This is a genomic window from Verrucomicrobiia bacterium (assembly GCA_035574275.1).
Taxonomy (GTDB): Bacteria; Zixibacteria; MSB-5A5; order DSPP01; family DSPP01; genus DSPP01.
This window is the reverse complement of sequence record DATLYY010000026.1, coordinates 13,986-38,576: the sequence shown is the minus strand read 5'-3', so window position 1 is coordinate 38,576 and position 24,591 is coordinate 13,986. Positions and strand designations below refer to the sequence as shown.

The 24,591-nt window shown below is 54.9% G+C and carries 19 protein-coding genes; 7 read left to right on the top strand and 12 right to left on the bottom strand.

What is annotated here, in order from left to right:
• Window positions 1-180: 180 nt before the first annotated feature.
• The 5 genes from VNL73_04760 to VNL73_04740 form a co-directional block, all read right to left on the bottom strand.
• The gene (locus VNL73_04760) at window positions 181-1,149 is read right to left on the bottom strand and encodes a hypothetical protein (GenBank protein ID HXF48719.1); all 969 of its coding nucleotides are present in this window, start codon (window positions 1,147-1,149) and stop codon (window positions 181-183) included.
• A gap of 330 nt (window positions 1,150-1,479) precedes the next feature.
• Window positions 1,480-2,766 (bottom strand): peptidylprolyl isomerase, encoded by a 1,287-nt coding sequence (locus VNL73_04755; GenBank protein HXF48718.1) that lies wholly within the window; start codon window positions 2,764-2,766, stop codon window positions 1,480-1,482.
• Window positions 2,767-4,512: a peptidyl-prolyl cis-trans isomerase gene (locus tag VNL73_04750; protein ID HXF48717.1), complete on the bottom strand. Its 1,746-nt coding sequence runs from the start codon at window positions 4,510-4,512 to the stop codon at window positions 2,767-2,769.
• A 21-nt stretch (window positions 4,513-4,533) separates the two neighbouring features.
• Window positions 4,534-7,947, bottom strand: a complete 3,414-nt coding sequence (gene mfd, locus VNL73_04745; GenBank protein HXF48716.1) for a transcription-repair coupling factor — start codon at window positions 7,945-7,947, stop codon at window positions 4,534-4,536.
• A 117-nt stretch (window positions 7,948-8,064) separates the two neighbouring features.
• Window positions 8,065-9,669 (bottom strand): FlgD immunoglobulin-like domain containing protein, encoded by a 1,605-nt coding sequence (locus VNL73_04740; GenBank protein ID HXF48715.1) that lies wholly within the window; start codon window positions 9,667-9,669, stop codon window positions 8,065-8,067.
• Window positions 9,670-9,771: 102 nt separating this feature from the next.
• On the opposite strand from VNL73_04740, the gene VNL73_04735 reads away from it, so the two are divergent.
• The 3 genes from VNL73_04735 (at window position 9,772) to VNL73_04725 (ending at window position 12,964) form a co-directional block, all read left to right on the top strand.
• Window positions 9,772-10,488 carry a hypothetical protein gene (locus VNL73_04735; GenBank protein ID HXF48714.1) on the top strand — a complete coding sequence of 239 codons (717 nt, stop codon included), beginning with the start codon at window positions 9,772-9,774 and terminating at the stop codon, window positions 10,486-10,488.
• 833 nt (window positions 10,489-11,321) lie between these two features.
• Window positions 11,322-12,524 (top strand): GTPase HflX, encoded by a 1,203-nt coding sequence (gene hflX / locus VNL73_04730; protein HXF48713.1) that lies wholly within the window; start codon window positions 11,322-11,324, stop codon window positions 12,522-12,524.
• 65 nt (window positions 12,525-12,589) lie between these two features.
• Window positions 12,590-12,964: a response regulator gene (locus VNL73_04725; GenBank protein HXF48712.1), complete on the top strand. Its 375-nt coding sequence runs from the start codon at window positions 12,590-12,592 to the stop codon at window positions 12,962-12,964.
• A 335-nt stretch (window positions 12,965-13,299) separates the two neighbouring features.
• Here VNL73_04725 and VNL73_04720 read toward each other — a convergent pair whose 3' ends face one another.
• The 4 genes from VNL73_04720 to murQ form a co-directional block, all read right to left on the bottom strand.
• The gene (locus tag VNL73_04720) at window positions 13,300-13,890 is read right to left on the bottom strand and encodes a hypothetical protein (protein HXF48711.1); all 591 of its coding nucleotides are present in this window, start codon (window positions 13,888-13,890) and stop codon (window positions 13,300-13,302) included.
• A complete protein-coding gene (gene xrtH / locus VNL73_04715) occupies window positions 13,862-14,407 on the bottom strand; it encodes an exosortase H (protein HXF48710.1) in 546 nt (181 codons plus the stop codon). The genes VNL73_04720 and xrtH overlap by 29 nt, the downstream gene beginning before the upstream one ends.
• Before the next feature lie 63 nt (window positions 14,408-14,470).
• On the bottom strand, window positions 14,471-15,007 hold the full coding sequence (locus VNL73_04710) for an IPTL-CTERM sorting domain-containing protein (GenBank protein ID HXF48709.1): 537 nt from the start codon (window positions 15,005-15,007) through the stop codon (window positions 14,471-14,473).
• Window positions 15,008-15,175: 168 nt separating this feature from the next.
• Window positions 15,176-16,084, bottom strand: a complete 909-nt coding sequence (murQ, locus tag VNL73_04705; GenBank protein HXF48708.1) for an N-acetylmuramic acid 6-phosphate etherase — start codon at window positions 16,082-16,084, stop codon at window positions 15,176-15,178.
• Window positions 16,085-16,174: 90 nt separating this feature from the next.
• On the opposite strand from murQ, the gene VNL73_04700 reads away from it, so the two are divergent.
• On the top strand, window positions 16,175-17,467 hold the full coding sequence (locus VNL73_04700) for a Xaa-Pro peptidase family protein (protein HXF48707.1): 1,293 nt from the start codon (window positions 16,175-16,177) through the stop codon (window positions 17,465-17,467).
• A 6-nt stretch (window positions 17,468-17,473) separates the two neighbouring features.
• On the opposite strand, the gene VNL73_04695 is transcribed toward VNL73_04700, so the two are convergent.
• A complete protein-coding gene (locus tag VNL73_04695) occupies window positions 17,474-18,034 on the bottom strand; it encodes a hypothetical protein (GenBank protein HXF48706.1) in 561 nt (186 codons plus the stop codon).
• Window positions 18,035-18,204: 170 nt separating this feature from the next.
• Window positions 18,205-19,869, bottom strand: coding sequence for an electron-transfer flavoprotein:ubiquinone oxidoreductase (locus tag VNL73_04690; GenBank protein HXF48705.1), 1,665 nt, complete (start codon window positions 19,867-19,869; stop codon window positions 18,205-18,207).
• Between the two features lie 86 nt (window positions 19,870-19,955).
• Here VNL73_04690 and rlmD point away from each other — a divergent pair, with 86 nt between their 5' ends.
• Window positions 19,956-21,305, top strand: coding sequence for a 23S rRNA (uracil(1939)-C(5))-methyltransferase RlmD (rlmD, locus tag VNL73_04685; protein HXF48704.1), 1,350 nt, complete (start codon window positions 19,956-19,958; stop codon window positions 21,303-21,305).
• 90 nt (window positions 21,306-21,395) lie between these two features.
• Here rlmD and VNL73_04680 read toward each other — a convergent pair whose 3' ends face one another.
• Window positions 21,396-22,316, bottom strand: coding sequence for a hypothetical protein (locus VNL73_04680; protein ID HXF48703.1), 921 nt, complete (start codon window positions 22,314-22,316; stop codon window positions 21,396-21,398).
• 177 nt (window positions 22,317-22,493) lie between these two features.
• Between VNL73_04680 and VNL73_04675 the strand changes: the two genes are divergently transcribed.
• Together VNL73_04675 and VNL73_04670 are read left to right on the top strand one after the other, a co-directional pair.
• On the top strand, window positions 22,494-23,498 hold the full coding sequence (locus VNL73_04675; GenBank protein ID HXF48702.1) for a MoxR family ATPase: 1,005 nt from the start codon (window positions 22,494-22,496) through the stop codon (window positions 23,496-23,498).
• Between the two features lie 150 nt (window positions 23,499-23,648).
• Entirely contained in the window at window positions 23,649-24,545 is an 897-nt protein-coding gene (locus VNL73_04670; protein ID HXF48701.1) for a DUF58 domain-containing protein, read from the top strand.
• Window positions 24,546-24,591 lie beyond the last annotated feature (46 nt).

Sequence of the window (24,591 nt, the reverse complement as noted above, 5' to 3'; positions counted from 1 at the left end):
GAACGGCTGGATCGAAACGTACAACGAAACCTACCTGCACTCGGCCCTGGGCTACCAGCCGCCGAACAGGTTCGAGAAAACCTATAACCTCAGCCCGATGACTCCATATCAGGCCGCTTGACTAAAGGGGAGCAGTACACTGCTATCCCATAAGCTCCCCCCAAAACTACAAAAAGAAGTTCATGATTCCTCCAATCTGTTTGCGGGTTTAAGGCTCACACGCACTACCCAATAAATTCCCGCTAAAAGCAAAACAGTAACGAGAAAAACTAAGTTTTCTTTTCTTATCGCAGAAACTTTTCCAGGTATTACTCTTTTTGCCATCCAAATGTCGTTGCCGCCAAAGCCACCCAAGTCTGGTGTGCCGGTAAAAAACAAACTGTCCCCAGAAGGGGTGATAGAGGGATGTGCGGCTCTGCCTCCAAGCTGCTGATTGAGCTTATAGGTCGGCGGCACCCAGCCCAAACCGTCCCAGGCAACTGCGAATATCTCACCAAAGTGATTAAAATAAAGCCATTGGCCATCGGCCGGCACCGACGGGTATTGCGGGTCTCGCCCGTCGCATCCCCACTGCAGTTGGGGAACCGACCAGGATGAGCCATTCCACACGCTGGCATAAATGCCACAACGACCGGAGGGGAACAAACTGTCTGGGTCGTTGGTCGAAGTAAAAAACAATCGGCCATCCGGTGCGATATGAGCCGAAAACTCCGCTCCTGGAGCTGGAGTGTTCACAGGCGGCCCCAAGTTCTGTGGCTCTCCCCAGTCATTTAGGGAAGAATTCCAGGAAGAACCCCAAATATCCCATAAGTAGCCCTGTCTGGCGGATGCCACAAAATAGAGCTTTTGTCCGTCCATGGACACACTCGGAGATAGTTCTTCCCCAGTGTTTATCTGCGGCCCCAATTTTACGGGATCAGCCCACCCGGTATCTGTCCAATCGGAAAAGAATATGTAAGGAATCTCATTATCCCTTGCTGAAACAAAGTAAAGCCGCTTTCTCGGTGCATCCCAGAAAGGGTCAGACTCCATCGTAGAAGTGTTTATTTTTGGGCCTAAGTTGACCGGTGGGGAAAAGACGGGCTGTGCGGAAAGAGATGTGCAAAAAAGACAAAGGGGCAAAACGGCCAGAAAAGACAACCTACTCATTGAACCTCCTCGGTTTGAGCTAACCATAAGATGAGGCACAACAAGGGATTGTCAACCGAAATCTCGCCTCTTAAGTCCCGAAGATGGGGCCCGAGAACCTCCCAAAAATACCGCAACCGTCCAGCTATAAAGCAAAAGCTCTCCTTGCTTCCCGGAGCGGCTTTTACAAATTAAACCATTCAATGGAGTCAGTAGCTCCATTAGCTAAATATAAATTTAGGTTCGCCGCGGCTCCTTGTCAAGGATTTTTTATGTGAGCAGTTTCACTTTCTTCTATTGCGCTGAAGCACAAAGAGATGCGGAAACCCTGGTCCGGCCAGGGGGCGTTTTTCAGTACCGAATATCCACGTAGGTCTTTTTCTTTAGCTCCTCCACCCAGTCGGCCACCAGCCGCTCCGTCTTCTTGCGGCGGGCCATCTCCTTGATTACGTCCCAGTCCGATTCCAAGGAGAGGATATGGGGTTCCTTCAAATCCGAAAGATAAAGAAGATGAAACCCCGCGGGGGAAATTACCGCCCGGTAGTCCCCCGTTTTCATGCCGTCCACGGCCGGCTGCAAGGCCGGGTTGATTTGCGGAATTTCAAACCAGCCCAAATCCCCACCCGCTTTCTTCGATTCCTCATCCGCGGAAAAATTCTTGGCCAAATCGGCAAACGGCTCCCCCGCTTTCAACCGGGCAATCAGCGAATCGGCCAGCTTCGAAACCCGCGCGCTGTCGGCGGCGGAAGGATGCAGGCCGAAGAGAATATGCTGGGTGTGAACCTTGCGCCCGTCGTTGGAAAGCACTTTGATGAGATGAAAACCGAACACGGTTTTCACCGGCCCGGCCGGTTCCCCCACCTTGACCCCAAAGGCGGCCCGCTCGAACTCCGGCACCAGTTCCCCCCGCCCGTAGCTGCCGATGTCCCCGCCCCGCTCGGCGGACGGGTCTTCCGAATAGCGCCGGGCCGCTTCCCCAAAATCGAGTCCGCCCTTGATTTCCGCCAGGACCGCCTCCGCTTTGGCTTTCAAGGAATCGAGCGTGGGACCGGCCGGCTCCACGGGCAAAAGGATTTGAAAAAGTCGCACTTGCTTGGGGGACTGGGGGAGCGAATCGGCGTACTCGGAATGAAACTTCCGCACCTCAAAATCCGCCACGGTCACCCGGGCCAGCCGGGCGGCGATCAAGCGCTGCTTCAAAAGCTCCCCGCGCACCGTTTCCCGGTAGCGCTTCAAAAGCTCCCGCTCGGAGAGCCCCTCCCGGGCCAACTGCGCCGCAAAGGCCGCCGGGGTGGGGAACTGGCTTTTCACCCGGTTCAATTGCTCTTCTGCGGCGGCGTTCACCTCCACAGGGGTCACCTTCAAACCGCTGTCGCGGGAGGCCTGCTGCAAAAGCAGTTGATCCGTCACCATCTGCTCCAGCAATTTTTTCTGCAGCGCCGCGACGGCGGCCGAATCACCGGGGGGCTGGCCCGACTGGGTCAGATACAGCTGGGTCTGCAAATTCAACTCGGAAAGGGTGATGACCTCCTTGCCGACGACGGCAGCGATTTTATCCACGGTGAGGGTGTCCTCCGCCCGCAGCGGGGCGAACGCCAGCAGGGGAAGGAGATGAATGAATGCCCGGACAAGCCGCATCTAACCCGCCCCTCCCTGCTGCTTATCCTGCCAGGCCTTCAGCTTGGCGTAGTAGGCCCGGTCGATGGTTTTTTCCAAAACCTCCGGATAAACGGCCACCTTCAGCTGTTTTTTCTGGTTTCCCATCCAGGCGGCAAAGGCGGAATCCTCCGCTTTTATCCAGAGCCGTTCCAGAAGGGCGTTGCGGACTTCGGCAAAGTTTTGCTTGCGCTCGGGACGTCTGGCTTCGAGATAAATCAGGGAAAAACTGCCATCCGCCAGCTCCACCGGGCCTGCAATCTGACCCAGTTTCATCTTGGCGGCTTGGGCGAAAAGCTCCGGAAACTGATGCTGTTCCACCCAGCCCAGATCCCCTCCCGAAGGGCGCAGCCGGACCCGGTTGGTGAGCCGGGAGGCGGCCGCCACGAATTGCGGTTTGTTTTTAACGCTGTCCTTCAGTGCCAGAATGTCCCCTCGCATCGTGCGGTTCACCTCGAAGAGATGCACGGCCGCCGGCAGAACAAACTCCTCCGGGTGGGCGCGGAAATAGGCCTGCGCCCGGCCCGTGTCGAACGGCAGGCCGGAAAGAAGGCGGCTTTTATAGAGCGCCGCCATCTGGTTTTCCACGGCCTGTTTCAACCGCTTCAAATACGCCGGATCTTTCTCCAGCCCGTGGGAGCGGGCCGTCTGGACCATGGCATCCCGGAAAACAAGCTGGAAAAGCATCGCCTCGGTCCGTTCGGTGGTGTCCAGAACCAGCCGGGCCATCGGGGCGCTCCCCTGCTGGGTCTCCAAAAACTGCCCCGCCGTCACCGTACCCCCCTTGTAAACAACCAGCGGCATGTCGCGCTGGGCGGGGGCGAGTTCCTCCGTGCGGATGTAGACGGAATACCGCTCCGGCTGCCCGGGAACGCGCACCGTGGAAAGCTCCCGCTGCATCCGGTTGACGAAACGGGCCGTGGAGTCTATGATGCGAAAATCCAGCTTCTTGCGCACTTCCGCTACGTACTCGGCCGAACGGCGCAGGCTCCGGTCCGGCTCCAACAACGCGCGTAGCTCCGGTTCAAAAACCTTGAGGTCCGGCAGTTCGGCCGGCCGCTCCTCGTAGCACTGCAAAATCAAAAATCCCTCCGGCAGACGGAAGGGGCCGGCGAGTTCCCCTTTCTCCAATTCGGCCGTCTGCTCCAGAAGGGCGCCGGGTGGCTTGCGGCTCCAGCCGTAACAACCGATATCCCCCCCCTTCGGGGCTGAGATCGGGTCTTTGGTATGGGCCGCCGCCAAGCTGTCAAAGCGGGCCCCCTTGCGCAAAAGTCGCAGAAGGCTGTCGGCCAAACGCCCGTCCGTAACCAATATCTGCTTAAAGCAGCGGTCGTTGCGAAAGGCGCGGTAGTAGCGAAGCACTTCGGAACTGGAGAGCATCGCTTTGTCCCGCACTTCCTTGAAATAGAGAGCATCGATCAAAAAGAGGGGGCGCTCCAGTTCCTCAAAGGCTTTTATCAAGCTGTCCTGGTCCAGCTTTTCGCGGTACGCTTCATGCAACAAAAGCCGGGCCTCCACGATGCTATCCAGAATCCGCTGCTTTTCCGCCAGTTCCTCCTCCGGCGAGCCGAAAAGCCGCCCCTGCAGTGAGAGTTGGCCGGTTATATCCTCGATCGTAATTTTTTCGCCGCCGATTTCCGCCACGACGGCGGTGTTCTTGGATTTTTTGGAACAACCCAAAAAGACCAAAAAAGCCGTCAAAAAAACAAAACTCCCGTAACGCCTCATTTTCATCCTTTCCATCTCTCTTTATATGCTTAATAAAAGCTTTTTGGCCTCGTCCAAAATTTCCGTTCCCCGGCGGGCCGAGCTTTCAATGCGCAGGGCGAACCCCGGTGTAAAGGCGAACTCAATGGCATCCGGCAGCCGCAGCCGCAGTTCCTCGATGGTCTTGCGCGTGGCCGGAAATTCCGGGGTGAAGACCGCCTCCAGCCGCCCGCCCGAAGCCTTCAACTCCCCGATTTTTTTCTCGAGCGCCAGGACTTTCACTTCCACCATCCGTAAAAGTTCCTCCGCCTTGGGGGGGAGGAGCCCAAAGCGGTCAACCAGCTCCGCCTTGAAATCCTCCAGTTCCGCCAAATTCTTCATCTCCGAAAGTTTTTTATACACTTCGATCCGTTCGGGGGAGGAGGATACGTAATCCTGGGGCAAAAAGGGAGTGATCGGCAGAGAAAGTTTGACCTCCGGCCGGATGGCCCGCGTCTCCCCCTTGATTTGCCCCACCGCCTCCTCCAAAAGCTGGCAGTACAAATCGAAGCCGACCTCCTCGATGAACCCATGCTGCTGCGGGCCGAGCAAATTCCCCGCCCCGCGGATTTCCATATCCCGCATCGCCAGATAAAAACCGGAGCCGAGCTCAGTGAATTCCGCAATCGCCTTCAGCCGCTTTTTGGCGGTATCCGTGAGCGAGCTCCAAGGAGGCGTGAAAAAATAGGCAAACGCTTTTTCCGAACTGCGCCCCACCCGCCCACGCAACTGATAGAGCTGCGCCAGCCCGAAGCGGTCGGCCCGGTTGACAATCAAGGTGTTGACGGAAGGGATGTCCAGCCCGGACTCGATAATCGAGGTGGCCAAAAGCAAATCATACTTCCGCACCAGAAAATCCACCATCACCCGCTCCAACGCCTCCTCCGAAAGCTGGCCGTGCGCCACCCCCAGCTTGAGTCCCGGAATCAAATCCAATAGATAGTTCCGCATCCCCTCGATCGTCTCCACCCGATTGTGGACGAAGAACACTTGGCCGCCCCGCTCCAGTTCAAAAAGAATAGAGTCACGCACCGCCTCATCGGAAAAGGGCAAAATCTCGGTCTGAATCGGCAGCCGCCCCCGCGGCGGGGTGGAGATGACCGACAAATCCCGCGCCCCGGAAAGCGAGAGCTGCAGCGTGCGCGGAATGGGGGTGGCGGAAAGGGTCAAAACATCGACGGTTTCCCTGATTTTTTTCAGCTTCTCCTTCTGAACGACTCCAAAGCGGTGCTCTTCATCGATGATTAAAAGCCCCAAATCCTTGAAACCGACATCCTTGGCCAAAAGCCGGTGCGTGCCAATCACGACGTCCACCTGCCCCTTTTTCAATTCCTCCACTGCTTTTTTCTGCTCTTTGGCGGGGCGAAAACGGGAAAGCAGTTCAATCCGCACCGGAAACGGGAGCAGCCGCTCGCCGAAGGTGAGAAAATGCTGCAAAGCCAGAATCGTGGTCGGCACCAAAACGGCCACCTGCTTGCCGTCCGCCACGGCTTTCAAGGCGGCGCGAACAGCCACCTCGGTTTTGCCAAAGCCGACATCCCCCAAAACCAGCCGGTCCATCGGCGCGGCAAACTCCATATCCTTTTTGACGGCATCAATCGCCTCGTTCTGGTCGGTGGTTTCATCGTACGGAAAGCTGGTCTCCAGCTCCCGCATCCAGGCCGAATCAGTCGAAAAAGCGTGCCCCGGCTGGGCCTTGCGCGCGGCGTATAAGGCGACAAGCTCCCGCGCCATCTCCGCCAGCGCCTTTTGCACCTTCTCCTTGGCCCGCTCCCAGCTTTTGGTGCCTAACTTGGTTAGCGACGGCTCCCCCTCCTTGCCGGCGTACTTCTGGACGCGGCGGAACTGCTCGATCGGAACGTAGAGTTTGTCCCCCCCGGCATAGGCCAATAAAAGACAGTCGGTCTTTTCCCCTTCCACTGTGACCGTGGTCAAGCCGGAAAACCGCCCCAGACCGTAATCGACGTGCACCACAAAATCGCCGGGGGAAAGGGAGGTATAGGAGGCCAAGGCAATTCCCTCCCGCGCCTTGCGCTTGGGGCGACTTCTTAATTTCCGGCCGAAAAGCTGATGTTCGGTAAAGACTGCAAAACCGGCATCCGGATAAATGAACCCCTCGGAAAAACGTCCCACCTCCGGCGCCAAGGCCATCCGCTCATCTTCCAAAAGGGTGCCGACCCGGTTTTTCTCCTCCTCCGTTTCGCAGAATAGAAACGAACGGATCCCTTTTTCCGAGAGGGTGGTAACTTCCTTGGCCCAAATGGAAAGATTGCGTCCGAGCGAAGGCAGGGGCGCCGTGGCAAAGATGATGCGGTTGGGGCCGGAAAGCCCGACGGCTGGGAAAACCAGCCCGCCGCGGGAACGCAGATTCTCCCATCCCTTTTCCGCCCGCTCGAGGATTTCCTTCCCAGAGGCGTTGAACGCTTTTTCCCAGGCCGTTTCGTTCTGTTTCCCCTTTTCAAACCACTCTTTCTTGCGGGATTCCAGCTCTTCGTTTTCCAGCCAGGCCACGACCGAAAGTTCTGGCAATAGGTACTCCTCCAAATTCCCCATCGAAGTTCCCAAAAAAGGCGCCAGATATTCGAGGGCCGGAAAGCGGTTGGAAAGTTCCTTTTCCCCAAAAAACGGCGCGGAAAAATCTTCCGACAGCGATTTTAAGGTCTTGGTGACCCGCTCGGATTCTAAAAAAACTTCCCGATTGGGAAGCAGAACAAAATTTTCCAATTTCTCCTTGGAACGCTGATCCAAAACCGAAAAGGATCGCAACGACTCCACCTTGTCGCCGAAAAACTCGATGCGTATGGGAACGGCGGCGGCCAAGGGGAAGACATCCACAATTCCCCCCCGCACGGAATAATCCGCCGGCTCCTGGGTCATCGGCACCCGGCGATAGCCCAAATTTTCCAAAGTCGCCACCAGTTTTTCCTGTTCCACTTCCAAACCGGCGGCCACCTCCAAGCGGTTTTCCAAAAGCAAATTTTTGGGCAAAGTCGGCTCCAATACCGCTTGGGCAAGGGTTATTACGATGGCGTTGGGATTATCACACAAACGCGAAAGAACCGAAATCCGCTGCCCGGCGATGTCTTCCAATACTCGATGCGGATAAAACGGCTCGATGCCGAACGAGGGGAAATAAAGTATCTCCTCCTCCGGCAAAAGGGTGGCCAAATCCTGCTGCAGATTTAGGGCCGTTTCTTCCTTGGGGGCGATGACCAGCTTGATGCCGGTGCGGTTTTGGAAGGCGGAGGCCAGAAGAAACGAGCGGGAAGACCCGGAAAGCCCGACCGGAAACGCCTCCAGCCCTACGGCCAGCCGGGAGAGCACCACCTGCGCGGGGCGGGTCTTTTGGAACGTCTCCAAAAGCCGTTCCACCAGTTGGCCTTCCTTCAAAAAAACCGGCGGGGCGATCTCGGGCATACTTTTGTCGGCAACGCCAAAACCCCGCTTTCGTTGCCAACCGGCGGTGGAAAGCGGGCTGCCTGCCTTGGTTGGCCAATCTAACTAAAACCGGGAGTTCCTACAAGAGGAGGTTAACTATTTCACCAATACCATCTTTTTAACCTGCACTTCATCTTCAAACGAAAGCTTGTACAAATAAATCCCGCTCGGCATCGGCCTGCCTTTGGAATCCTCCCCTCCCCAAGAAATCTGATGACTCCCCGCCGATTGCTCCTCATCAACTAATACCTTCACCAACTGTCCGGCAATATTGAAAATCCCCAAACGCACCTGCGCTCTTCGGGAAAGGGTGTAAGAAATCAGCGTGGTTGAATTGAAGGGGTTGGGATAATTTTGTTCCAGGGTAAAGTGCCGTGGGATATTGTGCTTCTCATCGTTCACTCCTGTGGACGGTTGAAGACCCCTAAAGACCCAGAGGTAGCCATAGTCCTGGTCGGCAACCAAATTTGAAGTTGAGCCGACTGCAAAATCATTCGACCCGTCCCCGTCAACATCGCCCAAGCCCGCTACGGTCTGACCGAAACCGGACGCGGGATAGGGCAAATCACGCTCGTGTATCTCCAAATCTCTGACGCTGTCCATGGAAGGTCCGCCATAATAGACGTAGGCAAATCCCGTAAGCGGAGATTCGTCCCGCCCCATCAAGAGGTCGCTGTAGCCATCCGCGTTAATGTCCCCACCGTTGGCAAAATGGTCCCCCAGCCTATCTAACACAAAACGGGGTAAGGTGTCCAAAGGATTACCACCAAAATAGAGAAGAGGTGTATAAGGCGCGGTCACAATGAATTCGGCTCGCCCGTCACCGTTCAAATCTCCCACACCAAAAACCGAGCGGCCAAAGCTTTTTCTATTTGTAGATGAGACACTTGATGGCGGATACAGGATGATATCAGGAATTGTATCGAGGGTGATTCCCCCCAAATAGATTTCGACCGTACCAGGCACAGCATCACTTCCACTTTCGCGCCCGACCGCCAAATCCGCAAATCCATCTCCGTCTACATCTCCAAGCATTCGAATACGGCCACCAAAAACACTTTTAAACGGTAACTCGGGTTTCCAAAAAGCAACCGAATCGATTGAGTTCTGGGTAACGTTGTAACAATAAAAGCGCAGGGAGTCAGATCCCGGCACGCCTGTAAAAGTGACACCGAGGGCGATTTGGTGGTCGCTGAGGTCGTTCCATTTACCTACGGACACATCGAGACCGTATTGGTCGAAAATATCTGAACTGTCCCCCTTAACATATCCGTCTGGAAAGGTATCCAGGCCAGCCCCGCCATAATAAACAGAAAATCGATACTTCTGCCCCGATTCGCGCATGCCGAAGTCGGCCTGCCCATCACCATTTAGGTCTCCCAAGCACTCCAGTTGTGCCTTATGTTGGAAAATCAGATCAGGGATTGTATCAAAGCCATCTTTTTTTCCATAGAAAAGGTAAACCTTTTGTGCACCGCGTGGAGGACAGCAGAGGTCGTTTGGACAGCAGTGAAAAGCCCCAACCAAAAAATCCTGCAGGGTGTCGCCATTCACGTCCCCAGCAGGTACTACCATTTTTCCAAACTGTGCCCCTGCACTGTCGCCGCGGATGATGCCCATAATGTTGAGGTAACTGCCCTGCCCAAAGAGTAAATTTGTAGAGAATAGCAGCGAAGTGGTTATTAAAAGCAGGCGTCCCAATTTATATTTTCCTCCGCCTTTCGAGTGTAAGATAAGAAGAGGAAAGGATAACATCAACCGGAATTAAGTGGAAAAAATGCCAAAGAATGGTAAATTACTCTCGTGAAGAAGCTCGCTTGGACAACGGCCGTTTTACTGATATTGATTGCGCCGGTCTGGATTACCGCCAAGACCACCAAAAAATCTGCCAAGTTAGAGAAAGCGGATATCGAAAATCCGATTTCCAAAATGATTTTTGCTCTGGGGGGGGAGAAATTTTTGGCCCTCTCCGGCGTGCAAATCTCCGGGCGGGGAACGCTGGCGGGCAAAAGCCCGGTCAAAATCGACTTTGCGCAGGAAGGCCAAAAACTGCGCTCGCAGATTGAAACCAGCTTTTGGAGCTCCACCGAGGTTTTTGACGGGAACTCCGGCTGGCGGCGCTTCGGAGCCGAAAAGCCGTTCAAACTCACCCAAAGCCCGCTTGCCCTTTTCGCCCAAAACGGCCTTTCCCGCCTGCAAAAAATCGGCAATGAGTACTCCGAGATTGGGCGGGATACGCTCATCGACAAAACCCGCTGCTTTTGGGTCAAAAGCTTCGATTCCACCACTGGCGAACTCTGGATTTTTCTGGACGAAGAAACCTACCATCCCAAGGAGCTTTATTCCCCGGCCAATGGCATCACCGCCGCCCTGGCCGCCTACGAACCGGTGGAGGGAATCTACTTCCCCCGCCTAATCACCGTCCGCCGCGGGGCGCAAAATTACCTGGACTTGCAACTGGACACGGTGGCCATCAACCCCGCCTTTCCGGATTCTTTTTTCGCCTTCCCCCAAGAGTAGGGGCAGGACTTCGCTTGCCCCGAGGGAACTCGAGGGGTGCCTGCTCGTTTTCCTTCTTTGTCTTTGTAGGTGCGTATTGCGATACGCCCTTCCCCCTCTCCGTATCGGAGAGGGGGTCAGGGGGTGAGGTTGCAAATTCACTACAACTTCAGAGTGAATATCGCAAGGGAGGCTATTTATAGAGGGACGTGGTTCGGGCTAACCCCCAAGCCGCCATCCCTCTCGTGCATCGGGTCGGCTCGGCGCAACTGGCGTGACCGGGCCGAACCCCAAAAGGAGACCGAAAGCCGGTACCGACCATAATTCACGGTTTTCACTCTTTATGGGGTTGATTTCTCCTCAATGGTCGGGGGGAAAGGACAGCCGCTTTTTTTTAGCTAAACCCCCGCTTCTCCTTGAAAGGGAAAGCGGACATAGACCAGCCTTGCGCCCGCGCGGAGTCCGTCGCGCGCGGAGCAGTTCAACTACACAGGCGGCCGCACGGAGAGGACCTACCATAAAAAATGTCCCGTCTCCACTTTCACGGCTGTTTTAAAACCCGTCGCACGAAACAAAAGAAACAAAAAAAGGAAAGGCCAAGGGGCAGGCCCAACGGCCTGTCCCCCCTTCCCTTAACTTGCTCTTTCTGTCCCCCTGTGTTTAAGGGGGACGGAGACGAAGTCCCAGGGGGTGGTTTTCGTAGGGGCAGGTCTTGTGCCTGCCCGTTTTTGTAGGGGCAATTCATGAATTGCCTCACAATTTCCCCCTCTCCGCATCGGAGAGGGGGTCAGGGGGTGAGGTTGCCTTTCAATCCCTCCATTTTCCGCCGCTTTTTCGTATATTTAAACAGATAGATGATTAAACTCGTAACCACCCGCCCCAAGGAAAAAGCGCTTCTGGCCGGAGTTTCCAAAAACAGCGATTCATCCGAAACGCTGGCCGAATTGGGGGCCCTAACAACCTCCGCCGGGGCAATCGTCGTCGGCCAGGTTGCCCAAAGGCGCCACGCGCCGGACGCCGCCTATTTCATCGGCCGGGGAAAAGCGGAGGAAATCAAGGCCATTGCGGAGGAAACCTCCGCGAACGTCATCATTTTCGACGATGAATTAACCGGCGCGCAGGTGGCCAATCTGCAGGAACTGACCGGCGTCCGCACGATTGACCGGACGGATTTGATTCTGGATATCTTTGCCCAAAGGGCCAAAACCCGCGAGGCCAAAACGCAGGTGGAGCTGGCCCAACTGGAATATCTCCTCCCCCGGCTGGCGGGACGCTGGTCGCATTTGGAGCGGCAAGTCGGCGGCATCGGCACCCGCGGCCCCGGCGAAACCCAGTTGGAAACCGACCGCCGGCAGGTGCGCCACAAAATCACCCACTTGAAAAAAGTGCTGATGGAAATCGACCACCAAAGGGCCGTCCAGCACAAAAAGCGGAGCGAAGTGTACCGCGTCAGCTTGGTGGGATACACCAATGCGGGAAAATCCTCCCTTTTCAACTGCCTCACCCGCTCGCAGACCAAGGTGGAAGACCGCCTTTTTTCGACTTTGGATTCCACCACGCGGGTTCTCAAATTCCCCTACTTTCCAAAAGTGATTTTGACCGACACCGTCGGTTTCATCAAAAAACTGCCTACCCATCTGGTGGCCTCCTTCCGCTCCACCCTTTCCGAGGCGGCCGAGAGCGACCTGCTTCTGCATGTGGTGGATTTTTCGGGACCCAATTTCCGCGAAAACATCGCCGCCGTGCAGGAGATTTTAACGTCTTTGAAGGCCGACAAAATCCCCACCATTTTGGTGTTGAACAAGATCGACCGGCTCCCGCCCGATTCCTGCCCCCCTGAATTTAAGGGGGACGGAGACGAAGTCCCAAGGGGTGGTTCTACACAGTGGACGAATCTCCAATCTCAAATCTCCAATCTCTGCAGTCCGTGGGGTGTGGCCTTGGTATCGGCGGCAAAAGGCACCGGCGTTCTCAATTTGACCAACCAAATCGAATCTTTCTTGCGCTGGTCGGCTCAAAACCAAAACGGCCGTTCAGCCCGCTTGCTCCCCTCGTAAAAGCCCGCTTTTTCCGGTTAATCCTTCCCCTTTTTTTGCCGAAGATAGAAAGGGGATATAGCCGAATGGAAAACGAGAATCGCCGGGTTTTAATCGTGGATGACAACCCCAATATGTCCAATTTGTTGTCGGACATGCTGGAGGTGTTCGATTTCGCCTCCCAAAGGGCCGCCGACGGGGAAGAGGCGCTTTCCTTATTGAACGAGAAGGACTTCTCGCTTTTAATCACCGACCTGCGGATGCCCAAAATGACCGGTTTGGAGCTTCTAAGGGCGGTCAAAGACAAATTCCCCGAGCTTCCCGTGGTGGTGATAACCGGCTACTCGACCGAGGCGACCGAACAGGAGCTGGTGGACGCCAAAGCGGACGGTTTTCTGAACAAGCCCTTCCGGATGAACGACATAGAGTCGGTTTTGCGAAAATTCTCCCTGATGGAATAGTCCCCGGGCGGGGCGCCTTCCCTTTATTTTCTTTAATAAATCAAGTTTTTCGACTCAAATTCACTTTTTTTTGCAACCTTTTTCGACGAGCCCCCGTAATCTGTAATCGAAGGCAGCACTCCGCCTGCCCCTCGGTACGGGGGGATGATATCCCAACTTATTCGCTTAGGACCCATCTGTCTGTCTATGCGTGTGTCCATTCGGCTGGGCGGTGGGGGAGTGCTGTCTCCGAGGGAAAAAAGCTTGAAAAGCTCTTGGCGCCCTGCGCGAGAGGGGTACCAAAAAGGGGGTAATTCGAGGGAGAAACGGCTTCCGGAAGGAGGCCGTTTGCTTTTTTACCGAAAGGCGGGTGTTTTTTTGGCCGCAAAGAGGGACCGACCGAAAAGCCCCCCCCAGAGAAAAACCGGGATAACCTGCCCCAGAAAGACCAAAAGCGGGATTTCGTATCGGGTATAAACAGCGGGGGGGAAAAGGCGGGCAATCCAGTTTTCCTTCAACAAAGCCGCTTCGTACTGCCCCAAAAATTCATACACGGCCACCACGATAAAAATCGAATAAAGGAAAAAAAGAAGAGCCGCCCCCAAAACGGTCAGAAAAATCCTTTTTTGGGCTTTCCAATTCCTGGGTCCCGGAAAGGCGATGGCCAAAGTGAGGAAGGTGACCAAAGGATAGCCGTATTGCACGGCATCCACCACCCCGCGGGCGGTCAAAACCTGACGGGCCGCCGGGTCGTAAAAACTGATTTCGTAGCGTATCCCGTCGTCGTACTCAATGCGGCCGACCGAGCAGTCTTCGACCAGCGGGATGAGTTTTCCAGCCGTCTTTCCCAAAAACAGGTGATATTGTTCCGCGGCCAAAAGCCACATGGCAAAGACCGTCAGATAGATAACAATAACTTTAACGGCCGTCTTCAGCGTTTTTGGCATTGCCTGCTCCCGTAAACCGTTCCGCCCAGAACCACCAGAGCGCCATCCCCATGACGATTACAAAGGTCTGTCCGGCGTAGTTGTGGGCTTCCGGCAGAATTTCCGGTTTTACCATCGCCACTATAAACAACCCGATTACCCGGACCTGGTTGATTGTGAAAATCCCGACCAACCCCAAAATCAGGCCAACGAGTTTTTGCCTCCATTCGGTCGGAAAGGCCAAAATGGCCGAAAAGTAGAGTGCCATGGCCTCCGCCCCGTTGCAGCCGGTGGCAATCGAAAGGGGATTTCCATTAACCGTCACAATAGTTCCGGCTTGGAGGGCTGCCTGTCCGAAAAGTCTGAAAATCGAAGCGGCCACGAAGGCAACCAAGCTGGTGTAGGGGGCGATGAAGTGCCGGAAAGCCCAGCCGTTGTTAAAAACCCAGAAGAAGAAAACCAGCGCGCCAAAGAAAACAAAAACGGCTTTCAGCAGGGCGGCCCGCCCGGATTTTGTCGTTTGGAAAGCGCCGGTCATCAAATCAAAATATAAGCCCGTCCCGAAATTTCGGGACGGGCTTATTTTTTCGTCCTTCCGGTTTTAAGCTTTCGCCCTTGCCGGTTTCCGTTTCCGCCGGATAAACCAGACCAGACTCGCCAGAAGCAGGGTGGCGAAGAGAATCAATCCCCATTCCGAAAGGGTCGGGATCTGGGTGGCCGTCAGCTTGAAGTACTGGCCCGCCTTGCTGAAGGCGCTGCCTTCCACATCCGAGTTCACTTCCTGCCCGTTGAGCGTGATTACCAAAGCGCCGCCCGGCGGATTGTTTTGAACCTCGAACTCATTCGGGCTGCCTATCACCGGGGTAACCGTAAAGCTGGAAAGGCTGTCCCCCACGGCCACGATCCGATTGCGCACGGTGCTCGGGCTGTCACCGTCAAACGTGCTGAAAATAAGCATTTCGCTGGCCGCCGGGGCTCCGGCCGGCCGGGCCAGAAAACCGCCGGAAAAAGTCAGCGTGTCGATGGCATCCGTCGAGCCGGTCCCGCTGATAATCACCCGCGCACCCCAAGCAAGACCGGCTTGAAAAAGTATAGCGAAAGTGAGAATTGCCACAAAAAATTTTTTTCTGAAACTCATTTGACCTCCTTTTTTGACCCAAAGAAAAAGCACAAAAACCCGACGTTCAAAATGAACAGGTCAAAACCCCCTCGGTTCTGACAGTTAATTCACCTTAAAGTTAAGGCCCGGTTGGGGCTTGTCAAGCTTTTTCTGGAAGGGCTGCCGGTGCCGGTATTACCGGGTTTGCTACTTCAAAATGCGGAACAGCCGCCCTTGGGCCTGATTCAGAAGCTTTTTTGCTTCCGGGGCGGAAACCTTCTTTTGTGCCATCACCAAGGCGGTCTTTAAATGCCCCCCGGCCTCCTGAAGCAGGCAGGAGGCACGCTTGTAGGACAACCCAGTCAAATCAATCAAAGTCTTTTTGGCCCGCTCCACGAGCTTTTCCGAAGTCCCTCTCAAATCCACCATCACGTTGCCATAGGTTTTTCCCAGTTTCACCATCGCCGCGGTTGAAATCATGTTCAAGATTAGTTTTTGGGCCGTGCCGGCTTTCATCCGGGTGGAGCCCGCCACAACCTCCGGGCCGACAACGACGGAGATATTCACGTCTGCCGGGATTGGGACGACCGGCTTCGGGTTGGCAGAAATAAATATTGTTTTGGCCTTCTTCTTCCGGGCATAGCTTAAAGCCGCCGCCACATAAGGGGTTCGGCGGGAGGCGGAAATTCCTATGACCAAATCGCCCGAGTCCGGCCTTTCTTTCTTCAAATCCGAAACAGCCGCCCACTTATCATCCTCCACTCCTTCCCGGGAACGGACGAGTGTTGGGTATCCCCCGGCAATCAACCCCTTGATTCGCCGATGGTCGGCACCAAATGTGGGGGGAAGCTCGGAGGCATCCAGAACCCCCAGCCGGCCGGAGGTCCCGGCTCCAACATAAAAAATCCGCCCACCGTTTTGATAGGTTTGATAGTAAAGTTCGGAAGCCCGGGCAATCTGCGGCAGTTTTTTGGCCACGGCGGCGGGCACCCGGCGGTCTTCGGCGTTGATGATTTTCAAAACTTGCAGGGTGGGGAGCCGGTCAATCCGCCGGGAACGAGGATTTTTTTTCTCGGTAATCAGTTTTTTCAACTGGTTGAAAACCTTTTTTGACACGGCTCGAAGATACGAGCGGAGGTGAAAAAGGCAACTTGCAAAAGATGGAGGCGGGTTTTACCTTCCCGTGCGATGCACAAGGTCCGGCGTATGGTTCTCGGTCTTTCGTTTTTGGTTTTCAGTTTTGGTTCCGTTTCCCAATCGCAGCCGAACGTCAAGGGAGCACCGATGGAAGAGAAAATAAGAGCGGCGCAAAAATATCTGCGGGAAAACAACCTGGATGGCTGGCTGCTCTACGATTTCCGCCGCTCCAACCCGATGGCCGCCGAGTTTATGGGCATCCGCGGCCAGCAGACCCGCCGCTGGTTTTACTTCATTCCCAAGAAGGGGGAACCGCAGGGATTGTACCATCGTATCGAATACCACAACTTCGACGGCATTCCGGGGAAGCGGGAGCTTTTTTCCGCCTGGAAGGAACTGGAGGCCAAGCTGGCCAGAATGCTTGCTGGCGTCAATAAAGTGGCGATGGAATATTCTCCCAAGAATGCCATCCCTTACGTCTCCCGTGTGGATGCGGGCACCGTCGAACTGGTGCGTTCTTTGGGGGTCGAAGTGGTCTCGTCCGCCGATTTGGTGCAAGCCTTTCAAGCCGTTTTGACCCCGGCGGAATACCAAACCCACCTGTATGCGGTAAAATCCCTGAATGAGATCAAGGACAAGGCGTTTGCCCAGATTGCCGCAAAAATCAAAGCCGGCCAGTCGACCGATGAGTACGAAGTCCAGCAGTTCATCTGGAACTACTATTCCGAATACGGGATGACCGCCGACTCCCCGCCGATAGTGGCGGTGAATGCCAACGCCGCCAACCCACATTATCTGCCGACGGCGGAAGTTTTTTCCCCGATTAAGAAAGGGGATTTGGTTCTAATCGATATGTGGGCCAAAAAGGACACCGCCGGCGCAATTTACGGTGATATGACCTGGATGGGCTACGTCGGAGACAAACTGCCGGAAGAGATTGCCAAAATCTGGGCGGTGGAAGTCGAAGCGCGGGACAAAGCCATTCAATTCGTGACGGAACGGATGGCCAAAGGCCAAAAAACCTTCGGCTATGAAGTGGATGACGTGGCCCGCGGAGTAATCGAAAAAGCGGGCTTTGGCTCCAATTTCACCCACCGCACGGGGCATTCCATCGGCGTTGAGGTGCACGGCAACGGAGTGAACATCGATAATTTTGAAACCCATGACCGCCGGGAGCTGGTGCCGGGGGTCTGCTTTTCCATCGAACCGGGGATTTACTTCGAGGGGAAATACGGCTTTCGTTCTGAAATTGACATGTTCATCCACTCCGGCCGGGCGGAAGTAACCACCCAGCCGGTGCAGAAAGAGATTTTGCTGCTTTTGAAGCAGGGCGAAGGCATGAATCTCCCCAACGGGGACTAATTAAGGTTAAAATCCGGTGACTTCCCGGAAAATGCCTATTTTTTTCTTGCGGTAAGGAAAGCTCCGCGAAAATGACCAGGCCACATTCTCGCGCAATACGTCCACGGAGCCGGCTTTGTCCCCCTTTTGTTCAAAATCCTCTTGCCAAACCAACTTCCCTTCCTGCGCATCGTAAATGGAGAGCTTGGCCTTGATTTCGCTGCCTGCCGTCGTGACCGTGTCGAAAACCGCCTTTTCCGCCGCCTGCTCCAGCATGCTCCGGTTTACGTACTTGAGCAAACTCCCCTTCACCACTGCATCCACCCCCAAAAGCCGGCACAAATCAGCGCCCGGCAGCCGGGCGGCCTCCTCGGCACTTAGGTTGTGCCGGGCTAAAATCTTGTCCGTTTCGGCGATGTCCTGAATTTCCACGGTGAATTCATCTTGGTGACGGGCCATCTCGGAATAAATCTCCTCCCGAAGCACTTCATCCGCCCGCTCCCCTTCCGGCTCGGTGGAAAGGTTGGATAACGGGGCAATCGCCACCAAGCTGGCACGCGGTTTGTAAGTGGACTCAAAATCCTCCACCACATACGGTTTACCGCAGCCAGAAAGAAGACAAAGGCCAAAAAATAAGGCGAGAGGCTTTTGCCAATCTTGTTGAGAATCAGAAACCGGGTGCTTCACGTCTTTCCCTTCTCCCTCCGGGCCTCTCACTGTTTATACCGCAGGGGCCCACCGGAGTTTCGCTTCGAAAACTACATCTTTGCGTACTTCGGCCCGCTTCCCCCTTCGCGCGGGGTCCAGCGGGGGGCCAGAACGTCGGTCGCCTTGCAGTCGATGCAGTTGGGCGGGTTGATGTGCAGCTTGCCATCAACAACCTCATAGACGCCCGCCGGGCAGAGCTGGGCGTAAAACTCGCCGACAACAGGGTTAACATCCTTGGCCGCCAAAAGATGGGAGGGAATGTTATCCCGGGTGGCGTTTTTGGACTTGAAAACAGCGTCCAGTTTGCGAAAGGTCAATTTTCCATCCGGCGTGAAGGGCTTCGGCTGACCGGAATAACGAAGCGCCTCGCTGTCCGGCTCGACTTTAATCTGTCCGCCGAAAAACGCCCCGTGAGTTACGTATGAAAGCCCGGCCTTGAGGCTGCCGAGCCAAAAGCCGGATTTGAACGCCAAACGCATATTCCGCCTTCGGTGCAAATCCTTGAGGATTATGCTTTCTTTAACCGCACGATCGTAACTTGACAAACTCTCCACCGAAAAATCTTTTTTCTTCAACGCCTCGAAAATCGTTTTGGCCGCGAGGATGCCGGAAGTCATTGCATAGTGAACCCCTTTGAGCGAGGCAACCTCCACAAACCCGGCGGTATCACCGGTCAATACGACTCCAGCGCCGGAAAGGCGGACAGGAAGCGACCAATATCCCCCCTCCGGAATCGTTTTGGCCCCCCATTCTAACAGCTCTCCCCCTTCAAAGTAGGGGCGGAAGAAGGGATGCAGCTTCATTTCCTGCAAAAGCTGATGGACGTTGGTTGCGGCATTCGGATAATCCAGCCCGACCACCAGCCCAATGGCAACCTGATTTTCCTGCAGAGGATAGAAAAAACTCCCGCCGAAAGTTTTTGTATCCAAAGGCCAGCCCATTGTATGCACCACGGTGTCCAAGGGCTTTTTCAACTGCCACACTTCCTTGACTCCCAAAGCATAAATCTGGGGGTTCGGCGAAGAGATATTCTGCCATTTTAGATAGGCCTGGGTCAAATAGCCGCGCGTCCCTTCTCCCAAAACGACGATTTTGGCGGCGATGTCCGTTCCGGGCTGGAAGTTGGGGAGTTCCGAGCCGTCCCGGTTCCGTCCCGAATCGGCCGTGCGCACCCCGATGACGGCGCTGTCCTTGGCCAAAAGCGTTCTCACCGGAAAGCCGGTGAAAATCTCCACCCCCATATTCTGCGCCTGCTGGGCCAGCCAGCGCACCACCTCGCAAAGCGAAGCCACATAGTTGCCGTGGTTTTTCATCGTCGGGGGGGTGGGCAATCGAACGGCCGATTTCTCGGTCAAAAACAAAACCTTGTCCCTTTGCACCGGCCCGGCGAAGGGGATTTCATGCATCGGCAATTCGGGAAAAAGCTCCTTAAACGGCAGGGGATTGATGACCGCCCCGGAAAGAATGTGGTGCCCCACCTCGGCCGATTTTTCCACGATGCCGATGGTGAAGTTGCCAAGTGCGCCGCCGGTCCTCTCGTTTTCGGACTTGACCAGCTGCGCCAGCTTTATAGCCCCCGCCAAGGAGGCCGGCCCGCAGCCGACAAATAGCACGTCAAATTCCACCCCTTCAGACGAGGGGGCTTCCTGCAAAATGATTTGTTCTACGGGCAGCTCCGGCTGAAAATCGGCCGGACGGAACGATTTACCCTCCATTGCGGGAGAGTATATAACGCATCCCGATCCCCCACAAGCGCAATCGGCTACCAAAAACCGGCTTTGTTGACTACTTTACCCTAAGTATGCCCGGAGAAATTTTGGAACTGACGATTGAAAAACTGGTCTATCCCGGCCGTTCGTTGGCTCGGCACAACGGAAGAGCGGTCTTTCTGGACTACGGTCTGCCCGGGGAACTTGTGAAGGCCGAAATTTTGCGCCGCCGTAAGGGTTTTCTCGAAGGCCGTTTGCTGGAAGTATTAACACCCTCTGCCGACCGCATCCCTCCCCGCTGCTCGCACTTCGGCACCTGTGGCGGCTGTGTTTATCAAGATTTCAACTATGAAAAGCAAATACAAGAGAAAGAAAAGTTAGTACGCGAGAGCTTACAAAAACTGGGCGGCTTTCCCAACCCGCCGGTGGAGCCGATTATCCCCTCGCCGGACACGTTTTTCTACCGCAACAAAATGGAATTTTCCTTTGCCGACCAAAATGGAAAACTGGTTTTGGGCCTCCACGAGCGGGGTCATTTTGAAAAAATGTTTAACGTGGAGTCCTGCTTTCTCCAGTCCGAACTCTCCAACCAAATTGTCGCCTTCTGCCGCGACTTTTTCACCCGCTCCGGACTTCCCGGCTACAATTGGCACACGCACGAAGGTTTTTTGCGCTTTCTGGTCATACGCGAAGGAAAAAACACCGATGAGGTAATGGTCGCTCTCGTGACCGCCAAAGGGGAAGCTGACCTGAAAGCTTGGGCGCAGGAGCTTGTACGAAGTTTCCCGCAAATCACGTCCGTTCTGCACCTGATCAACCCCACCAAGGCCCAGATCGCCACTGGCGAAGAAGAGATTGTTCTGTGGGGAAAACCGTTTATCAAGGAGAAAATCGGGAAATTCAACTTTTTTCTTTCCGCCAAAACTTTTTTGCAGACCAACTCCCGCCAAACCGAAAAGCCGTACCAAACGGCGTTGGAGGTGTGCGTGCTTTCCGGAAAGGAGAGTGTTTTAGACCTCTACTGCGGCGCGGGAACCATTTCCATTTTCGTTTCGCCCTACGCCAAAGAAGTGGAAGGAGTGGAAATCGTGCCGGAGGCGATTGAAATGGCCGAGAAAAACAAAAAAGAAAACGGTGTGGAAAACGTGCGTTTTGTTTTAGGCGAAGCCCGCAAGATTGCCAAGCAGTACCGGCTGGATAGCCGAAAGTTCGACCGGATAATCGTGGATCCCCCTCGCGCCGGTTTGCACCCGAAAGTGATTCGGGACGTTCTGCCGCTCGGCGCCGAAAAAATTACCTACGTCTCCTGCAACCCCACCACCTTCGCCCGCGACGCCAAACTTTTTGCCGAAGGGGGCTACCGACTCAAGCGGGTGATTCCGGTCGATATGTACCCTCATACGTTTCATGTGGAATTGGTAAGTTCATTGGAGAAAGCCTGAACCGCTAATTCCCCGGCTCTTCTTCGCTGTCAAATAAAAGAAAAGCTCCGATAACGAGGAGAAAAACTACAATGGCGATTAAGGCAAAAATCACCGGGCGCTGAACCGGTCCTTCCACGGCACACTACGCAAAAGCACGAGAGAGCCTTCCCGCCAGACGTACACATCAGCGACGGGCAGTTCGCCAACCGACGCTTCCGCCCAGTCGTTCCGTATCTTTTCCCGTGCGACTACTATCGCCTGTCCGCCCGCTTCGTCCACCAAGGCGAACTCCGGAAACTGGGGAGAAAAACTGGCCGCTTCCACAAATTGCCCGTTGCGCTGGATGATAATGCGGGTCTTCACCCCGCCCCCGCGCGAACCCCAAACCACCAGACATTGCCCCGAATCGGAACGCTCCAACTGCATCCCCTCGATGTACTGGTAATCCTCCTCGTTCGGGGCGTAGGGGGAAAAGGAGCGGGAAAAAACAACCTCCCCGTCGGCGCTGTCTTTGGTTATCACCAGTTTCCAGATGCGGTAGTGGGGCAGCTCATAGGCCGAACAGAGGTAGGCCGAACCGTCGCCGTTGAAATAGCAGGTCTGGGCCGCCACCAGCTTCTTTTCATCCTCGCTTTTTATCCCAAAGCCGTCAAACTTCCACGTCCCAGATTCATAAACGAATTTCAATATCTCAATCGGATGATAGGCCGAGGCCCGCGGGCCGAAGGTTTCGATGTAAACGCTGGCCGTATCCAAGGTCCAGACCACGGCGTCCAGAATCCGGGCCGAATCGAAACGCACCACCGGCTGCATCCAGTCCTGATACCGGGAGGGACCGTCCACCCCCACAAAGCGGTGGAGGCTTTTCAGCGAGTCGGAAAACAACCAATAATTGGCGGAGTCGGTCCGCATCACCGTGTTCCACAAAAACTGCAATCCCTTCTGGGTGACGCTGTCCTTGGCCCCCTGCTCCGGGCTTTCCTGCGCCTGCACTTCATGAGAAAAGACCAGGAAGAGGAAGCAAACCACCCCCCAAACCGCCCTTTTTAGACGCCTGTTTTTGACCATATAATTCCTTAAGATTATCGACCAAAACCCGATTTTCGTTTATGCCATAAAACCGCTTGCTTCGCGCCTTTTCGAGCGTATAATAGGAGCGTAGAGGGGTACCGGTTAAAGAAAAAAACATGCCGAATAAGGTGAAAAATGGTTGAAAAAGAGCTTGCGCATTCCGATATCGAAGCGGCCCGTCGCTTGAAAGAAGCCAAAGAGAGAATTGATGCCGAGGTCTCCAAAGTCATCGTCGGCCAGAAGGAGGTCATCGAGGAGCTTTTGATCGCCCTTTTGGCCGGCGGCCACTGTTTATTAATCGGCGTTCCCGGCTTGGCCAAAACGCTTTTGATTTCCACTTTGGCCAAGGTTTTGGACTTGAAGTTTTCCAGAATCCAGTTCACTCCGGACTTGATGCCTTCCGACATCACCGGCGGGGAGATTCTGGAAGAGGATAAAACCACCGGCAAACGGGCCTTCCGGTTCGTAAAGGGGCCGATTTTCGCCAATATCATCCTGGCGGACGAAATCAACCGCACCCCCCCCAAAACGCAGGCGGCGCTCTTGCAGGCGATGCAGGAGTACGAAGTCACCGCCGCCGGCCAGACCTTTCCGCTCGATTTGCCTTTCTTTGTTTTGGCCACCCAAAACCCGATTGAACAGGAAGGCACTTATCCCCTTCCGGAAGCGCAGCTTGACCGCTTTATGTTCAACGTTTTGATTGGCTACCCCTCGGACAAGGACGAGGAAACCATCGTCCGCACCACCACTTCGGCTATGGATGCCCAGTTGAGCAAGGTGATGTCCGCGCCGGAGATTCTGTCCTTGCAAAAGCTGGTGCGTAAAGTTCCGGTGGCCGATTCCATCATTCAATATGCGGTACGATTGGCAAGGGCCACACGCCCATTGGAAAACGGCACCCACGAATACATTAAAAACTGGGTCTCTTGGGGGGCCGGCCCGCGCGCCTCGCAGTATATGATTTTGGGGGCTAAGGTAAAGGCGATTCTTTCCGGCCGTTTTTCGCCGTCTATCGAAGACGTCCGCTTCTGCGCCCACCCGGTTTTGCGCCACCGCATCGTCGCCTCTTTCAATGCCGAAGCGGACGGCGTCGGCACCACCGAAATCATCTCCCGACTTTTGCAGGACGTAAAGGAATAATACTTGTGTCCTCCGCAACATCAATGCAAAAGCCGCCCTTGTCATTCCGAGCCCCGACTTTCGGGGCGAGGAATCTGGGATGGGTGGGGAAACACCCCACTCCTCCCGGATGTCTCGCTGTGCTCGGCATGACAAAGTGAGCATTTTTTAATGCCGGAGACCTCCAAAAAATTCCTTTTCCCGGAAGCGATCTCCAAAATCAAGGGGCTGGAGTTCAAGGCCCGCTTGATTGTGGAAGGGTTCATCACCGGCCTGCACAAAAGCCCCTACCACGGCTTTTCGGTGGAGTTCGCCGAGCACCGCCCCTATATGACCGGCGACTCGGTTAAAAATCTGGACTGGAAGATTTTTGCCAAGCGGGATCGCTACTTCGTCAAGGAATTCGAGGAGGAAACCAACTTAAAGGCCTATCTGCTTTTGGACTGCTCCGCTTCAATGGGCTACAGTTCGCAAAAAATCTCGAAGTTTGAATATGCCTCCTATCTGGCCGCCGCGCTGGCTTACCTTTTAATCCGCCAAAAGGATGCCGTGGGACTGGTGACCTACGACCAGGCCATTAAAGGCTACCTGCCTCCGAGTTCCAAACGGGTGCACTTGGGCCCACTTTTGACCACCCTCGAGCATACCCAACCCTCGTCCAAGACAAAAACGGCCCCCACGCTGCATCAAATGGCCGAGCGGATTAAACGGAAAGGGCTGGTGATCCTGTTGTCCGATTTGCTGGATAATCCGGAGGAGGTGCTTTTTGGTTTGAAGCATTTCCGCCACAAGGGGCACGAGGTGATCGTTTTTCATATTCTGGATCCGATGGAGCGCACTTTTGCCTTTCACAAGGAGGCGATTTTCGAGGATTTGGAAACCGGCGAAAAAATCAACACCCTCCCCTGGCAGGTACGCCGGGAGTATCAAAAGGCGGTGGAGGAGTTTTCCCGCCATTATTTGTCCGAATGCCGCAAAAATTTAATCGACTACCAGCTCTTGGACACGTCGATGCCGTTTGACCGCGCCCTTTTCGGCTACATCGCCAAACGGGAACGGCTCTTCTAAAAATCAGGAAATTAATTTAAGATTCGACGAATAGGCGGATTACAGA

Excerpts from the sequence above, each read along its gene's own strand:
- VNL73_04760 (HXF48719.1), bottom strand. The coding sequence starts at position 1,149 with ATGAGTAGGTTGTCTTTTCTGGCCGTTTTGCCCCTTTGTCTTTTTTGC.
- VNL73_04755 (HXF48718.1), bottom strand. The coding sequence starts at position 2,766 with ATGCGGCTTGTCCGGGCATTCATTCATCTCCTTCCCCTGCTGGCGTTC.
- VNL73_04750 (HXF48717.1), bottom strand. The coding sequence starts at position 4,512 with ATGAGGCGTTACGGGAGTTTTGTTTTTTTGACGGCTTTTTTGGTCTTT.
- mfd (HXF48716.1), bottom strand. The coding sequence starts at position 7,947 with ATGCCCGAGATCGCCCCGCCGGTTTTTTTGAAGGAAGGCCAACTGGTG.
- hflX (HXF48713.1), top strand. The coding sequence starts at position 11,322 with ATGATTAAACTCGTAACCACCCGCCCCAAGGAAAAAGCGCTTCTGGCC.
- VNL73_04725 (HXF48712.1), top strand. The coding sequence starts at position 12,590 with ATGGAAAACGAGAATCGCCGGGTTTTAATCGTGGATGACAACCCCAAT.
- VNL73_04720 (HXF48711.1), bottom strand. The coding sequence starts at position 13,890 with ATGCCAAAAACGCTGAAGACGGCCGTTAAAGTTATTGTTATCTATCTG.
- xrtH (HXF48710.1), bottom strand. The coding sequence starts at position 14,407 with ATGACCGGCGCTTTCCAAACGACAAAATCCGGGCGGGCCGCCCTGCTG.
- VNL73_04710 (HXF48709.1), bottom strand. The coding sequence starts at position 15,007 with ATGAGTTTCAGAAAAAAATTTTTTGTGGCAATTCTCACTTTCGCTATA.
- VNL73_04700 (HXF48707.1), top strand. The coding sequence starts at position 16,175 with ATGGTTCTCGGTCTTTCGTTTTTGGTTTTCAGTTTTGGTTCCGTTTCC.
- VNL73_04690 (HXF48705.1), bottom strand. The coding sequence starts at position 19,869 with ATGGAGGGTAAATCGTTCCGTCCGGCCGATTTTCAGCCGGAGCTGCCC.
- rlmD (HXF48704.1), top strand. The coding sequence starts at position 19,956 with ATGCCCGGAGAAATTTTGGAACTGACGATTGAAAAACTGGTCTATCCC.
- VNL73_04675 (HXF48702.1), top strand. The coding sequence starts at position 22,494 with ATGGTTGAAAAAGAGCTTGCGCATTCCGATATCGAAGCGGCCCGTCGC.
- VNL73_04670 (HXF48701.1), top strand. The coding sequence starts at position 23,649 with ATGCCGGAGACCTCCAAAAAATTCCTTTTCCCGGAAGCGATCTCCAAA.